The organism is Mameliella sp. LZ-28, from assembly GCF_012274245.1.
GTDB classification, from domain to species: Bacteria; Pseudomonadota; Alphaproteobacteria; order Rhodobacterales; family Rhodobacteraceae; genus Antarctobacter; species Antarctobacter albus.
Map to the genome: position 1 here is coordinate 22090 of NZ_JAANYX010000032.1, position 14100 is coordinate 36189.

The window sequence follows — 14100 nt, forward strand, 5'->3', positions numbered from 1 at the left end:
CGGCCGCCGCCCCTTTTGAATTGACAGAGGCGCGCCCCTCTGGGCCTGCGCGTCCCGACCTCAACGGAGAACAAGATGGACCTTCTGGCCACGGCGCTTCCGGCGCTGGGAGAGGCTTTTGCGCTCATCCTTCAGCCTCAGCAGCTGCTTTACCTAACGTTCGGTGTCCTGCTGGGACTGTCCGTCGGGGTCTTCCCGGGCCTCGGCGGGATTGCCGGCCTCAGCCTGGTGCTGCCCTTCATTTTCGGCATGGACCCGGTCTCGGGTCTGGCGCTGATGGTTGGCTTGGTCGCGGTTGTGCCAACCTCGGATACCTTCGCCTCTGTCCTGATGGGGATACCCGGTTCCTCGGCCAGTCAGGCGACAGTGTTGGACGGCTTCCCGCTGGCCCGCAAGGGCGAGGCCGCGCGGGCGCTGGCCGCGGCCTTCATCTCGTCGCTGTTCGGCGGATTGCTGGGCGCGACGATCCTGACCTTCTTCATCCTGATTGCCCGGCCCCTGGTGCTTGCCTTTGCACTTCCGGAAATGCTGGCGGTGACGCTTTTGGGGCTGGCGATGGTGGCGATCCTCGCCGGGCGTATCGCGCTCAAGGGCGTGGCGGCGGCCTGCCTTGGGCTGCTGGTCGGCACCATCGGCGAGGCCGGGCACGGCGGTTCGCTGCGGATGGTTCCCGAATCCTGGATGTTCGCGGCCACCGGCTCGACCACCTTCGAAAGCTATCAATACCTCGCTGACGGCATCAAGCTGGTGATCGTGGGCCTGGGCATCTTTGCGATCCCCGAGATCATCAGCCTGCTGCGGCAGAACCAGTCCATTGCGCGTGGCGCGCAGCTGGGGTCCGGCTGGGCGCAGGGTCTGCGTGACTGGTGGGCCAACGTCTGGCTGTCGGTCCGCTGTTCCTCGATCGGGGTGATCGTGGGGGTCATTCCCGGCCTCGGCGGGTCCGTCGTCGACTGGATCGCCTACGGGCACACGGTGCAGACCGCCAAGGATCGGTCGCAGTTCGGCTCGGGCGACATCCGCGGCGTGATCGGGCCGGAAAGCTCGAACAACGCCAAGGAAGGCGGCGGCCTGGTGCCGACGCTGATCTTCGGCATTCCCGGCTCCGGCTCGATGGCCGTCTTCATCGGTGGCCTCGCGCTCCTCGGCTACGAGGCCGGGCCGCAACTGGTGCAGAACAACCTGGACATCACCTATACGGTGGTCTGGTCGCTGGCGCTGGCCAACGTGCTGGGCGCGGGCCTGTGCATCGGCCTGTCCGGCCCCATCGCGCGGCTGACCACGATCCGCTTTACCCTGCTGGCGCCGTTCCTCTTCATGATGATCGCCTTTGCGGCCTTTCAGTCGCGGCAGTCGCTGGGCGACCTGGTGGCTCTCTTTGCCATCGGCCTGCTGGGCATCTTCCTGCGCCGGTTCGACTGGTCGCGCCCGGCCTTCCTGATCGGCTTCGTCCTCTCGACGCAGGCCGAGAATTTCTCGGCCAACGCCAACCAGATCGCCGGGTTCAAGTTCAAGCAGGGCTGGGCCGAGGGGCTGGGCTATGTCGCAACGCCCATCGTGATCGTGATCGCGCTGCTGACCGTGGTGTCCGTCTACTTTGGCATCCGACAGTCCAAGCAGATCCGGTCCGAGGGTGACGTGGCCACCGGGTCCAAGCGCGCGCCGCTGATCTTCCTGCTGGCGCTTCTGGCCTATGTCGGGACGGCCTGGATCAACGCCTATTCCATCAACATGATCTCGGACAAAATCTTTCCGCTGGCGGTGGCAAGCGTCGGCCTTCTGGCGCTGGTTGCGCTGCTGGTGCGGATGATGATGGCCGGCGAAGGAGACGAGATCTTTGCCGACCGCGAGGCCTCGGGCGAGGATGCGGAGGCACCGCACTCGCTCTGGGGGACGCTGGCCTGGTTCGGGGCGCTGCTGCTGCTGACCTCGCTGCTGGGCTTCGTGCTGGCGCTGGCGCTGTTCATGGTGGCCTTCTTCCGGGTGCGCGCCGGGCTGAACTGGGTCTGGAGCCTTGGGCTGACGGCGGCGGGCATCGCCTTCATCTGCTTCCTCGCCGGGATGCTGAACCGGGACTTCCCGCCGGGCCTGCTGCAGAGCTACGTAAATCTGCCGTGGCCGCTGACATGACGTTGACCCTGCTGTGTCTTCCGGGTGACGGCATCGGCCCCGAGATCGTGGCATCGACGCAGGCTGTCGTCCGGGCGGCCTGCGCCCGGGCCGGCGTGGCGGTGGAGCTGCCGGAAGCGGAGATCGGCTTTGCCGCACTGGCCCATGAGGGGACGACCATCCCCGAGGCCGTGATCGACAGGGCCGGTGCCGCCGACGGCGTCATCCTTGGCCCGGTGTCGCACAATGCCTATCCGCCGGTGGCCGAGGGCGGGCGCAACCCCTCAGGCGTTCTGCGCCGCGCGCTGGAGCTTTATGCCAACATCCGGCCCGCGCGGTCGCATCCGGCGGTGCCGCGCCCCGTGACGGCCAAGGTCGACATGGTGGTGGTGCGTGAGAACCTCGAAGGCTTCTACGCCGATCGCAACATGCACATGGGGCCGGGCGAGTTCATGCCCACACCGGACGTTGCGCTGGCGATCCGGCGCATCACCCGAGAGAACTCTCGCCGGATCGCGCGCTCCGCGTTTGAGCTTGCCGCCCGGCGTGGGGGCAGGGTTGCCGTCATCCACAAGGCCAACGTGTTGCGGGTTTCGGATGGGCTGTTCCTGGAAGAGGCCCGTGCCGTTGCCGCCGATCATCCCGAGGTCGAGGTCGAGGAGATCCTGATCGATGCCGCCGCCGCGCATTTCGTGCGTGACCCGGCGCGGTTCGACGTTGTGCTGGCGACGAACATGTACGGCGACATCCTGAGCGATCTTGCCGCCGAACTGGCGGGCGGCCTGGGGCTGGGCGCCTCGCTGAACCACGGCGCCACCCATGCGGTGGCGCAGGCGCAGCACGGATCGGCCCCCGACATTGCCGGACAGGACCGCGCCAATCCCGGTGCATTGATCGGATCGGCGGCCATGCTGCTGGATCACCTGGGTCAGCCCCGCGCGGCTGCCCTGATCCGCGATGCGCTGGAAACTGCGCTGGCCGCGCCAGAGACGCGCACCGCCGACCTTGGCGGAGCGCTGGGCACTGCCGCCTTCACCCACACCCTGACCCGCCTGATCGAGGACGCCGCGACATGACTCAGACCGCCATTCCCTACCTTTTCCTTCGCGGCGGCACTTCGCGCGGGCCCTATTTCAATGCCGCCGACCTGCCGCAGGATCGTGACCGGTTGTCCCGTGTCCTTGTCTCTGTCGTCGGGGCGGGCAACCCGCGCAACATCGACGGCATCGGTGGCGGCAACGCGGTGACGACCAAGGTCGCAATGCTGTCGCCCTCCGACGATCCCAAGGCCGACGTGGACTATTTCTTTGCCCAGGTCGCGGTAGAGGAGGAACTGGTGGACTACGCGCCCACCTGCGGCAACATCCTGGTGGGTGTCGGCCCGGCCGCGATCGAGATGGGCATGATTCCGGCGCAGGACGGTGTAACGCGGGTGCGCATCCGTGCCGTCAACACCGGCGCCCTGGTCGAGGCAGAGGTCCAGACCCCCGGCGGCGTGGTCAGCTATGACGGAGACACCGCCATCGACGGCGTGCCGGGCACCGCGGCCCCTGTGGCCCTGAACTTTCTCGACGTGGTGGGTTCGCGGACCGGTGCCTTGTTCCCCACGGGCAAGGCTCGGGAAGAAATCGACGGGGTCGAGGTCAGCCTTGTTGATGTGGCGATGCCGATGATGATCGCCCGCGCCGCCGATTTCGGTATCACAGGCCACGAGACCCTGGACGAACTGGACGCCATGTCGGACCTGTTTGCGCGCATGGAGGCGGTCCGGCTGGAAGCAGGCCGGCGCATGGGCTTTGGCGACGTGTCCAAATCCGTGACCCCCAAGATCGGCCTCTTGGCCGCCCCGCAGGGCGAGGGGCATTTCTGCGCCCGCTACTTCATGCCCTGGACGACCCACCCGACGCTGGCGGTGACCGGCTCACAATGTCTGGCCGCCTGCGCGTTGGCGCCCGGCACCGTGGCCGAGGGTCTGACCCGCCCCTTTGCGGACAGCCCCGTGACCGTGCGGATCGAACACCCGATGGGCGTGATGGATGTGCGTGTGCGGTATGACCGGGACGGCGGCTTCAACTTCCGCTCTGCCGGGGTGACGCGCACCGCCCGGTTGATCGCACGCGGAGAGGTGCTGGTCCCGGAAACGGTCTGGTGTGGCGCATGATCCATACCTACGACATCCTGGCCCGCACCATCGCGCAAGAGAACCCCGGCACCTGTTTTGCCCTTCTGGGGGATGCCAACATGGCGTTGGCGACGCGCCTGGCCGAAGAAGGCTGCGGGTTCATCTACGTCCGGCACGAACATTGCGCCGTGGCCGCGGCAATGGCCCATGCGCGCAAGACCGGGGGCGTTGGTCTGGCTACCGTGACCTGCGGGCCGGGTGTCACGCAGCTGATGACGGCGCTGCCGGCCGCCGTGCGGGCGCATCTGCCCCTGGTGGTCCTTGCCGGAGAGGCGCCCTTGAAGGCGGGCTGGTACAACCAGGCCATCGACCAGGCGCCCTTTGTCACCGCCTGTGGCGCGGCCTATGTCGCGGCGCATTGGCCGGCGCGGATGCCCGTCGTGATCCGCGATGCCTTTGCCCAGGCGCGGCGCGAAAGGCGCCCGGTTGTCGTGGGGCTGCCGTTCGATTTGCAGGAGTTGCCCTGGGACGGTCCCGACGACCTGCCCGCCCCCTCGGCCAGCGTGATCCCTGCGGCAGGCCCGATCCCGCCCAACCCGGATGATCTTGCCCGCATCGCGCCCGCCGTGGCCAATGCCGAGAGGGTCATCGTCATGGCTGGCATGGGTGCGGTTGAGTCCGGGGCGGGTGAGGCCATCCATGCATTGGCCCGGCACCTGGACGCGCCCACGGCCACGACCCTTCCGGCCCGAGGACTGTTGCATGGGGATCCCTGCTGCCTCGGCGTGGCTGGGGGCTTTTCCCCGGCAATCGCGCGCGAGGTGATGGGCGAGGCCGACCTGATCATCGCGCTGGGCTGTTCCCTGGCGCGGCACAATGCCGATGCGGGCAAGCTGTGGCCCCGGGCGCGCGTCCTGCAGGTGGACGTCGACCCGGTCAGCCAGAGCCAGGGGCGCCTGGCCGCCGACCTGCACCTGCGCGCCGACGCGCGCCTTGGGGCCGAGGCGCTGATGGCGGCCGTGCCGCCTCGCCAGCCCCGCCGGAGGGGAGGGGATCTTGCCCGGCGCATCGCGTCCGAACCCGCCGACAGCGCGCGTTTCGACATCGCCCCCGGTCAGCACGATCCTCGTGACGTGGTGGCTGCGCTGGACTCGGCCCTGCCGCAAGGCTGGCAAATGGTCAATTCATCGGGGCACTGTTCCTATTTCTTCGCGCAGATGAACCGGCCCCACGACCAGTTCCTGACGATCCGCGAATACGGGGCCATCGGCAACGGCACCAGTTTCGCGATGGGGGTCGCGGCGGCCTGCAAGGAGGTGCCTGTTGTCCTGTTCGATGGAGACGGCAGCTTGTTGATGCATGTGCAAGAGCTGGAAACCTACGTTCGCCATCGTCTGCCGATCCTGACGGTGGTCCTGAACGACGGGGCCTATGGCTCGGAAATCCACAAGCTGCGGGCCGACGGCCTGTCGGATGCGGGGGCGGTCTTTGGCCGGACCGATCTGGCCGCCATCGCGCGTGGCTTTGGCGCGGCGGGCACGCGCGTCACGGACCTGGCCGATCTGCCGGGCCTGGTTAAGGCGTTCGCCGCCGATCCCCGACCGACGGTCCTGGACTTTCCCGTGAGCGACCAGGTGGTCTCTCCGGTGATCAGGCGCTCGCACGGGATCAAATGACTTGGCGGAGCGAGTCAGTCGGTATACCGTCGCATACATAATTGGAGGTTTCCATGTTGTCCCAGACCTTCCGGGTTGGCACCCGCACCGCCCCGATTGACCCGACACAGCATGCCGCTGACGCCGATCAAGGTGTGGCAAGCCGATGAAGGTCCATATCCTCGACGATTGGTTCGACACCTTGCGTACCTTGCCCAGCTATGCCCGGCTGCAGGGCCATGAGGTCACCGTCTGGACCGACCATACCGAAGACATCGACACCCTGGCCCGCCGCTTGCAAGAAGCCGAGGCGCTGGTCCTGTTCCGAGAGCGTACCCCGGTCACCGCCGCGTTGCTGGATCGGCTGCCGGGGCTGAAGCTGATCTCGCAGCGCAGCGTCTATCCGCATGTCGATGTACCGGCCTGTACAGCAAACGGCGTCCTGCTTTGTTCCAACATGCATTCAGACACGCCCTCGGTGGCGGCGTCAGAGCTGACGTTTGCGTTGATGCTGGCCTCGGCCCGACAGATCCCGCAGCAGATGGCCAGCCTGCGCGCGGGTCACTGGCAGATGGGGGTTGGTCAGACGCTCGCCGGGCGGCGGCTGGGCCTCTATGGCTATGGTCGGATCGCGAAACAGGTCGCTGTCTATGCTCAGGCCTTCGGGATGAAAGTCTGGTGGTGGGGGTCGGACGAGGGGCGCGCCCGCGCCCGGGCCGATGGCGCGGAACTGGCCCCCGACCGCGCCCGCTTTTTCGCCGACAGCGATTTTGTCAGCCTGCATGTCCGCCTGAAACCGGCGACGCGCGGGATCATCACCGCCGAGGACCTGCTGGGCATGAAGCCCTCGGCCAGCTTCATCAACACCTCGCGGTCCGGCCTTGTTGCGCCGGGTGCGCTGGACAAGGCGCTGGAGGCGGGACGCCCCGGGCGGCTGGCGCTGGATGTCTTTGACACGGAACCGCTGACCGATGCCAAGGATCCGCTGGTCAATCACCCTTCGGTCATCGCGACGCCGCATATCGGCTACGTCACCGAGGATGAGCTGGATATGCAGTTCGCCGACATCTACGACCAGATCAACGCCTATGCCGAGGGCGCGCCGATCCACATGATCAACCCAGAGGCCCGGGGCGGCCAGTGACAGAGCTTTTCTACGCCGGGCTGGAGCCGGCGACCTTCTGGATTCTGGTCGCGGTCAGCTTTGTCTCTTCCTTCATCACCGTCGCGCTGGGCATCGGCGGGGGCGCCCTGCTGTTGGCGGTCATGGCCAGCGTCATGCCCCCGGCGGCGCTGATCCCGGTGCACGGGGTGATCCAGGTGGGGTCAAACGCGCTGCGGCTGGCGGTACTCTTTCGCCATGTGCATTGGCCGCCGGTGCTGACCTTCCTGGTCGGCACGGTGATCGGTGTGGCGCTGGGCGGGTCGCTGGTGGTCAACCTGCCGCCGGGGGCCATCCTGATCGGTGTCGGCGGTTTCGTGATCTGGTCGGTGCTCAGCAAGCCGCCCGCATGGTTGTCGCGCCTGCCGGTCGTGACCGGGCTGATTTCCAGTTTCCTGACCATGTTCTTTGGCGCCACCGGGGTCTTTGTTGCCAATTTCACCAAGTCGCTGAACCTGCCGCGGCAGGCACATGTCGCCAGCCACGCCGCCTTCATGACGGCGCAGCATCTGGCCAAGGTGCTGGCCTTCGGCCTGCTGGGGTTTGCCTTCGGTCCCTGGCTGGGATTCCTGGCAGCGATGATCCTGGCCGGGTTCCTGGGCACGCTGGGGGGGCGCCTGATCCTGGACCGGCTCAGCGATCACGGATTTCGCCGGGTGTTGGACGTGGTGCTGATCCTGATCTCGATCCGGCTGATCTGGACGGGCCTGTCCTCGCTCCTGTGACGCCGCCCGCCGGGGCGTCGACGGATCGGAATCGCTTCGCTAGGCTCGGGGCAGGGTCGGCGTGTGCGGCCCGACTCGGGGCAACGGCAAGGGGACAGAGGTGATGAGAACAGCGGGACTGGCACTGGCGGGATTTCTGGCGGCGGCGCCGGCCTGGGCCGAGTTCACCACCGGCGATGCGCTGGTGATTGGAAACGCGCGCTATGGCGAGACGGTGACGGCCTTCGGCCCCGACGCGGTGCAGGCCGTGGCCAGGGCGCTGCGCTTGCGCGGGCAAGAGGTCGAACAGCTGGCCAATGGCGGGGCCGTGGCGATGCAGCAGGCGCTGGACGGTTTCATGGCCGCCATCGACGAGGGCGAGACGCCGCTGATCGTAGTGCTGTCGGGCCAGTTCGCCTCCGTCGACGGCGGCCCAGTCCTGCGCCCGGCGGGCCGGGAGACGTCCAAGGCTGCGGGCCTGTCGCTGGCGGCGGTGCTGGAGGTCCTGGCCCAGAGCCCGCGCCGGGCCTTCCTTGTGCTTGGCGAGGCCGGCGAGGCGACCGCCCTTGAGGCGCTGGAGATCCCCGAGGGCGTGACCGTCATCCGTGGTCCCGCCGCCAAGGTGGCAGAGTTCGCCGCCCGTGAAATGGCGCAACCGGCCTTGCCGCTTGAGAAGTCCACCGACTGGTACGGGCTGGCGCTGTCCGGTCACGCAAGCGATGGACTGGCGGTACTCACCCATACCGAGGTGCGCCCCCCGAGTGAGGCGGAACAGGCCGCCGCCCGGGACCGGATCGCCCTGTTGGACGAGACGGCCTGGCAGCGCGCCATCGAGAGCGGGGCGTTCCAGGCTTACCTGGACAGCTATCCGCAAGGCCTTCACGCCGAGGCGGCTCTGCAAATGCGTGACGGCGCACCTGCGATCAGCCCGGCAGAGGCAGAGGCGTCCCTGGCGTTGGATGCGACCGCGCGCCGCGAGATTCAGCGCAGCCTGACCCGGCTGGGGCACCGAACAGGCGGTATCGACGGGATATTTGGCCCCGGCACACGCGGTGCGATCACCGCCTGGCAACGGCAGAGCGGCACCGATCCGACCGGCTACCTGGATGCGGCACAGGTTGCGCGCTTGGCAAAAGAGGCGGCGCAGTCACCGGCGCCAAGCGCCCCACGACCCCGACGGGCGAGCAATCCTGTCTCGGCGCAGGAGGCTGCAACCTGGAACATGGCACGAGGTGAACGGGGTCTGCGCGCCTATCTTGGCCAATACCCCAACGGCGCCTTTGCGGCGCGTGCCCGGGTCAAGCTGAGCAACATGCAGCGCGGGTCGGGCCAGTAGTCGATCAGCGCGTCCGCGCCGCCTCGCGCGCACGTTTCGCCGCCAGCATTTCCTTCAGGACCTCAGGGCGCGGGCGCCAGTCATAGCGGTCGTCGGCACGGGTCTTTTGCCAGTGCAGCGCACCGCCGTTGCGCCAGGGGTCCAGCACCACGCCGTCATAGATCGTGCCGCCGCGCGGGCTGACAACTGCCGTGTGGTGGATGATCCGGAAGGGCGAGCGTGGAGAGATCGCGCGCAGGACCGAGAGTGTCCGGAAATTCTCCTGGCTGAGGCGGCGGTGCATGTCCTCGGCCCAGTGGTTGCACAGGCCCCGTTCGCGTTCGCCGCTGTGGACCTTGGCGTTATGGATCAGCGGCGGGTCGGTGATGCCGTACTCTTGCGTCAGCTGGCGGGAATAGGTGTAGGCGATCCGCGCCGCGCGGTCGGCCTCACGCGGGTCGACATTCGGGCCGAGGCCCCGGATTTCCGCCGCCAGCGCGTCGATGTCCCTTTGCCCGAATTCCGGGCTGACGGTGGTGCAGCCGCCGATCGCCAGCATGGCCAGGGCCATCAGCATCATTGCAAAACGCTTTGTCATCGTGATCCCACCTGAAAGTCAGCAGTCTTGGCCAGAGGCATAGCTCCGGACCACCGGAGGTGCCAGACCTTGGTCGGCATTTGCCCCCGCCTGATGCAGCGAGGGCGCGAGAGACTAGAGGGCAAAGGCCTTTTGCGCCGCGGGCCGTGCCTGCAGCCGGTCGACATAGGCCTTGAGATTGGGCATCCCCGAGACATCGACGCCGAATTTCTCGCACATGATGCAGGCATGGCCGGTGATCGTGTCGGCGGCGGTGAAATCCCCGGCAAGGTAGTCGCGATCCGCCATATGGGCATCCACGGTCTGCACCATGCGAGTCATCAGCTTCAGCGCGCGCTTGGCATGTTCCTCGGACCGGCGCTCGGGCTTGAGGATGATGGTTTCCACGACGTAGTTGTTCATCGGCCCCATGATCATGCCCTCGCCATAGTGCAGCCATTGCAGGTATTGCGGAAAGGCCGGGGACTCGACCGGCGGCACCAGTTTGCCCTGTCCGTGGCGCGCCACCAGGTACTCTGCAATGGCAGGCGATTCAAAGATCCGCACGTCGCCGTCCTCCAGCACGGGAATGCGGCCGTTCGGGCTGATTTCCAGGAACTCGGGCGCGCGCATGGCCGGATCGCCCAGTTTCTCGAAGCGGTGCAATTCGAAATCCAGCCCCAGTTCGTACATCAGCCAGGCGGTGCGCACGGCGCGGGTGTCGGGGGCGAAATAGAGTTTCATCAGCGTCTCCGGTTGGCGGGGCGCGCGGTCCCCATTGGCAATTTCCGGGCCGGACGGTCGTCTTGCCGGGTTGCGCGTTATTGGGTAGCGGTTGGGACAGGACAGTCAACCGGCAGGACAGCCCATGATCGATGCCCATTTCTGGCCCACGCCCAACGGGTGGAAAATCTCCATCGCGCTCGAGGAGATGGGGCTCGACTATCGCGTGGTGCCGGTCAACATCCTGCGCGGCGAACAGTTCGACCCGGAGTTCCTGAAGATCAGCCCGAACAACCGGATGCCCGCCATCGTGGACCATGCGCCCGAAGGCGGCGGGCCGCCGATATCGGTCTTCGAGGGGGCCGCGATCCTGATCTACCTGGCCGAGAAGACCGGCCAGTTCCTGCCCCGTGACCTGCGCGGGCGGACCGAGGTACTGGAATGGCTGATGTGGCAGGCCGCCGGGGTCGGGCCGATGTTCGGTCAGGCGGGCCATTTCAAGTTCTACGCCCCGGAACCGAACCCCTACGGCCTGGAACGCTACACGACCGAGGTGCTGCGGCTTTACGGTGTGCTGGATCGCCGGCTGGAGGGGCGCGACTACATCTGCGGCGCCTGTTCGATTGCCGATTTCGCGACCTGGCCCTGGGTCGTGACCTACCGCAAGCAGGAGATCGACCTGCACGAGTTCCCCAACGTGCGCCGTTGGTATGACCTGATGAAAACCCGCCCGGGCCTGCGTCGCGGCTATGACGTGGGCAAGGAACTGGGCAAGCCGCCGGGCACATGGGACGAGGAAGCACGCAGCCACCTGATGCCGCGCAGCACGCAGACCCCCGGGACCTAGGCCACAGCCGGAAACCGCTTGATCGGCGGACGCGATTCCACACACTCTGGTTCCGATTGATTTCCGAGTGACCGTTGGTGCGATGCCCCTGATTTCAGAGTTCACTCTTGACCTTGGCACCCCGACGTTTGCCAGCTTGCAATCCCGCACCGGCGACCTGGTCATCATCGAGGCCGGCAGCGAGTCCGACTATGCGCTGACGCCGCTGCCCGCAGAGGTGGACGTGCTGCAAGCACAGGGGCGCAGGGTGATCGCTTATCTGAACGTCGCGGTGACGAACCACTACCGGACCTACTGGAACGACAGCTGGGTGGGCTACGATGACCCGGACAACCGCGACGTGGGCCCCGTTCTTGACGGCGCATCGCCACCACCCTGGCTGAAGAACAACCGCGACTACACGACCTCCGAAATCGAGAACGAGGACGGTTCGACCTTCACGATCACCCAAGGTACATAGTCGATTGCAACGATCCGGCCTGGCAACAGCGGGTCATGGACGAGGCGGTCCGGATGGTATCGCCCGCGGCACAAGGCGGGTTGGGATACAGCGGGGTCTTTCTGGACGATGTGGGCCGCTATTACGAGGCGGCGTCACAGGATCTGGGCTACGACATGGCGGATGCCGCGGAGCGCGTGATGGCGTTTGTTACCGCCATCGTGGTTGCGGTTCGGGCGGTCTTGCCCAACGCCTATGTCGCGGTGAATTCCGGGCCCTACATCGACTGGAACAGCGGCCAACCGGTCGCCGCCGCGACGCTTGCCCATTTCGGCGCCATCGACCCCCCTGTTGATGGAAACCCAGTTCGGTGGCGCCTGGGGGATGTCCTGGCCAACGGAACGCATTGGGTGCCGGACCACGACTTTCTTGCCGTCGAACGGTCATGGGACAGCACTCTGGATCCGCAGGCCTTTGCCGACTGGGCGTGGGCCAACGGCGTCGTGCCGCATGTCGCGGAGAACTCCGACTATGCCTCGCCCGCCGTCACGCCTCCCCCGGGGACTGCGGGCCCGACCTGCCGACCGGCGGGAACGGGCCCAATGCGCTGGGCGGGCTGGGCGGCAATGACACGATCCTGGCCGGGGGCGGGGCCGGTGTTTCGTTTCCGTTGCGGTCAGAGGATGAAATCGTCGCTCGTCAATCCGCTCACGTCCGGCAGGCGGATCGCACTGTCGGCGGCCAGGTCGGCGTCGACATTGATCTCGACGATGCTCAGCCCGCCTGCGATCTCCTGCACCCGTACCTGGTTGGCCCCGGTGAAATTGGCGGTCCCGATAAAGGAGAAGGTCTCGGGGACCATGTCCGACAGGTTGATCGTGTCCACGCCCTGTTCGAAATCCAGGATTCGGTCGCTGGTGCCCTTCGTGGCGCCGCTGTCGTCGATGCTGTCGAAGACGAAGGTGTCGGCATCGGCCCCGCCACGCATGAAATCCCGGCCAAGCCCTCCGTCGATCGTATCCTCGCCAGCAAAGCCGCGAATATCGTCTTCGCCCTCGGTCCCGGCGAGGTTGTCGGCGTTCTCGGTGCCGTGGATGACGCTGACGAGCAATTCGCTTTCGTCGTCGAAGATCGTCGTCCGGCTGGTCACGCGCCCCTCGGCGTCAAAGCCGTATTCGATCGTATCCCAACGCTCGACGTCCTCGGCATCGGACATGACCCGCGACACCGGCAGGCCATCGGCCCGGTTCTCGATCTGCAGCTTTCCGTCGTCGTAGTCGATCACGCGCTGCAGGATCTTGCGGTTGCCGTCCAGCGACAGGGTGATGCTGTTCCAGGGGTTGCCGTCCATGCGGTCGGTGATCACCTTGGACACCGGCGCCCCGTCGGACAACAGGATCTTGACCTCCAGCCCGTTGTCCAGTTTGACCACGCGGCTCAGCTGCTGGCCGGTTTCGCTGAAACTCTTGGTGACGGAAGTCCAGGGCATGACGTCGCCGCCGTCCTGCATCACCTGGAGATATGGGGTGCCCTCGTGGAAGAATTATTCTAGGCTGCGCCCGTCGTCGAATATGACCTGCAGCTTTGTGCGGATACCTTCGGAGTTCCAATTCGAAGACCTGGACGACCAAGCGAATTGGTCCTCCGGATCGGAGTCCGTGGTCCTTGTAGACATGTTGTTCTCTGCTCTTGGTTGCCAGTGTTGCCTGATTGCGCCGGGGCGGTTTTTCCCGCTCTCGAAGGACGCGCGTTAACTGTTTATCAAGGCTTGGCTTTTCGCCAAAAAAAGCAAAACCGGCGTGACGCGCCTCGCGGCGCGTTGTGACGCAACCGACACATTCAATACCGTATAAGGAGAAATTCCTATCCTCTGGGGTAGGCCTCGAATTGGTGCTCTCACCCGCCTTCGAGATGGGCCAGCATTGTTTCGGCCCCGGAAACCTTCACGGGAACGCCGGGCGGATTATCTTTCATCCCCGGTTCGGCAAACAGCGCGGTGATCTCGCCGTCTTCGACAAGCATCGCGTAGCGCCAGCTGCGCAGGCCCATGCCTTGTGCCGACCGGTCGACCAGCATGCCCATCAGCCGGGTGAAATCGCCGTTGCCGTCTGGCAGCATCATGACCTTTTCGATCCCCTGCGCCCGCGCCCATTGATGCATGACAAAGGCGTCGTTGACCGACAGGCAGATCACGCGGTCGATCCCCCGGGCGCGGAACGCGTCGTAGTGGCGTTCGTAGCCCGGCAGGTGGGTTTCGGAACAGGCGGGCGTAAAGGCCCCGGGCAGCGCAAACAGCACCACGCGTTGACGGTCGAACAGTTCGGCGCTGGTGACGTCCTTCCATTCATAGGGGTTGTCGCCGCCCAGGGCCTCGTTGCGCTGGCGAGTGTGAAAGACGGTTTCGGGAACGCGCTGTGGTGTCATGTCCGGGCTCCTGTTGCAGGTCG

13 protein-coding genes are annotated in these 14100 nt (G+C 66.4%); 9 read left to right on the forward strand and 4 right to left on the reverse strand.

The genetic code is table 11. From position 1 onward, the window contains the following. The first annotated feature begins 75 nt into the window (after positions 1-75). The 7 genes from G9Q80_RS15420 (at position 76) to G9Q80_RS15450 (ending at position 9088) form a co-directional block, all read left to right on the forward strand. Entirely contained in the window at positions 76-2130 is a 2055-nt protein-coding gene (locus G9Q80_RS15420; RefSeq protein ID WP_074623574.1) for a tripartite tricarboxylate transporter permease, read from the forward strand. Beyond that, positions 2127-3185 (forward strand): isocitrate/isopropylmalate dehydrogenase family protein, encoded by a 1059-nt coding sequence (locus tag G9Q80_RS15425; protein ID WP_088714563.1) that lies wholly within the window; start codon positions 2127-2129, stop codon positions 3183-3185. The genes G9Q80_RS15420 and G9Q80_RS15425 overlap by 4 nt, the downstream gene beginning before the upstream one ends. Then, entirely contained in the window at positions 3182-4270 is a 1089-nt protein-coding gene (locus G9Q80_RS15430) for a 4-oxalomesaconate tautomerase (protein ID WP_088714564.1), read from the forward strand. The genes G9Q80_RS15425 and G9Q80_RS15430 overlap by 4 nt, the downstream gene beginning before the upstream one ends. Then, positions 4267-5907, forward strand: a complete 1641-nt coding sequence (locus G9Q80_RS15435) for a thiamine pyrophosphate-binding protein (protein ID WP_088714817.1) — start codon at positions 4267-4269, stop codon at positions 5905-5907. The genes G9Q80_RS15430 and G9Q80_RS15435 overlap by 4 nt, the downstream gene beginning before the upstream one ends. 145 nt (positions 5908-6052) lie before the next feature. Beyond that, a complete protein-coding gene (locus tag G9Q80_RS15440) occupies positions 6053-7030 on the forward strand; it encodes a D-2-hydroxyacid dehydrogenase family protein (RefSeq protein ID WP_088714565.1) in 978 nt (325 codons plus the stop codon). Beyond that, the gene (locus tag G9Q80_RS15445) at positions 7027-7773 is read left to right on the forward strand and encodes a sulfite exporter TauE/SafE family protein (RefSeq protein ID WP_069209734.1); all 747 of its coding nucleotides are present in this window, start codon (positions 7027-7029) and stop codon (positions 7771-7773) included. Before G9Q80_RS15440 ends, G9Q80_RS15445 begins: the two co-directional genes overlap by 4 nt. Positions 7774-7876: 103 nt before the next feature. Continuing rightward, entirely contained in the window at positions 7877-9088 is a 1212-nt protein-coding gene (locus tag G9Q80_RS15450) for a peptidoglycan-binding protein (RefSeq protein WP_088714566.1), read from the forward strand. Between the two features lie 4 nt (positions 9089-9092). On the opposite strand, the gene G9Q80_RS15455 is transcribed toward G9Q80_RS15450, so the two are convergent. Continuing rightward, complete coding sequence (locus G9Q80_RS15455) at positions 9093-9665, reverse strand: hypothetical protein (RefSeq protein ID WP_088714567.1); 573 nt, start codon at positions 9663-9665, stop codon at positions 9093-9095. A 114-nt stretch (positions 9666-9779) separates the two neighbouring features. Further along, entirely contained in the window at positions 9780-10388 is a 609-nt protein-coding gene (locus tag G9Q80_RS15460; RefSeq protein ID WP_088714568.1) for a glutathione S-transferase family protein, read from the reverse strand. 124 nt (positions 10389-10512) lie between these two features. Between G9Q80_RS15460 and G9Q80_RS15465 the strand changes: the two genes are divergently transcribed. Both G9Q80_RS15465 and G9Q80_RS15470 read left to right on the forward strand, forming a co-directional pair. Beyond that, positions 10513-11214, forward strand: coding sequence for a glutathione S-transferase N-terminal domain-containing protein (locus G9Q80_RS15465; RefSeq protein WP_088714569.1), 702 nt, complete (start codon positions 10513-10515; stop codon positions 11212-11214). Between the two features lie 82 nt (positions 11215-11296). Further along, positions 11297-11674: a putative glycoside hydrolase gene (locus G9Q80_RS15470; RefSeq protein WP_088714570.1), complete on the forward strand. Its 378-nt coding sequence runs from the start codon at positions 11297-11299 to the stop codon at positions 11672-11674. Positions 11675-12329: 655 nt separating this feature from the next. Here the strand turns inward: G9Q80_RS15470 and G9Q80_RS15475 are convergent. Continuing rightward, complete coding sequence (locus G9Q80_RS15475) at positions 12330-13142, reverse strand: M10 family metallopeptidase C-terminal domain-containing protein (protein WP_157903800.1); 813 nt, start codon at positions 13140-13142, stop codon at positions 12330-12332. A gap of 407 nt (positions 13143-13549) precedes the next feature. Further along, positions 13550-14077: a peroxiredoxin gene (locus G9Q80_RS15480; RefSeq protein ID WP_088714574.1), complete on the reverse strand. Its 528-nt coding sequence runs from the start codon at positions 14075-14077 to the stop codon at positions 13550-13552. Positions 14078-14100 lie beyond the last annotated feature (23 nt).

What these genes read in the sequence shown, in the direction of transcription:
- G9Q80_RS15455 (WP_088714567.1), bottom strand. Translation starts at nt 9,665, where the DNA reads ATGACAAAGCGTTTTGCAATGATGCTGATGGCCCTGGCCATGCTGGCG.
- G9Q80_RS15450 (WP_088714566.1), top strand. Translation starts at nt 7,877, where the DNA reads ATGAGAACAGCGGGACTGGCACTGGCGGGATTTCTGGCGGCGGCGCCG.
- G9Q80_RS15430 (WP_088714564.1), top strand. Translation starts at nt 3,182, where the DNA reads ATGACTCAGACCGCCATTCCCTACCTTTTCCTTCGCGGCGGCACTTCG.
- G9Q80_RS15475 (WP_157903800.1), bottom strand. Translation starts at nt 13,142, where the DNA reads ATGCCCTGGACTTCCGTCACCAAGAGTTTCAGCGAAACCGGCCAGCAG.
- G9Q80_RS15460 (WP_088714568.1), bottom strand. Translation starts at nt 10,388, where the DNA reads ATGAAACTCTATTTCGCCCCCGACACCCGCGCCGTGCGCACCGCCTGG.
- G9Q80_RS15470 (WP_088714570.1), top strand. Translation starts at nt 11,297, where the DNA reads ATGCCCCTGATTTCAGAGTTCACTCTTGACCTTGGCACCCCGACGTTT.
- G9Q80_RS15425 (WP_088714563.1), top strand. Translation starts at nt 2,127, where the DNA reads ATGACGTTGACCCTGCTGTGTCTTCCGGGTGACGGCATCGGCCCCGAG.
- G9Q80_RS15435 (WP_088714817.1), top strand. Translation starts at nt 4,267, where the DNA reads ATGATCCATACCTACGACATCCTGGCCCGCACCATCGCGCAAGAGAAC.
- G9Q80_RS15480 (WP_088714574.1), bottom strand. Translation starts at nt 14,077, where the DNA reads ATGACACCACAGCGCGTTCCCGAAACCGTCTTTCACACTCGCCAGCGC.
- G9Q80_RS15465 (WP_088714569.1), top strand. Translation starts at nt 10,513, where the DNA reads ATGATCGATGCCCATTTCTGGCCCACGCCCAACGGGTGGAAAATCTCC.
- G9Q80_RS15420 (WP_074623574.1), top strand. Translation starts at nt 76, where the DNA reads ATGGACCTTCTGGCCACGGCGCTTCCGGCGCTGGGAGAGGCTTTTGCG.
- G9Q80_RS15440 (WP_088714565.1), top strand. Translation starts at nt 6,053, where the DNA reads ATGAAGGTCCATATCCTCGACGATTGGTTCGACACCTTGCGTACCTTG.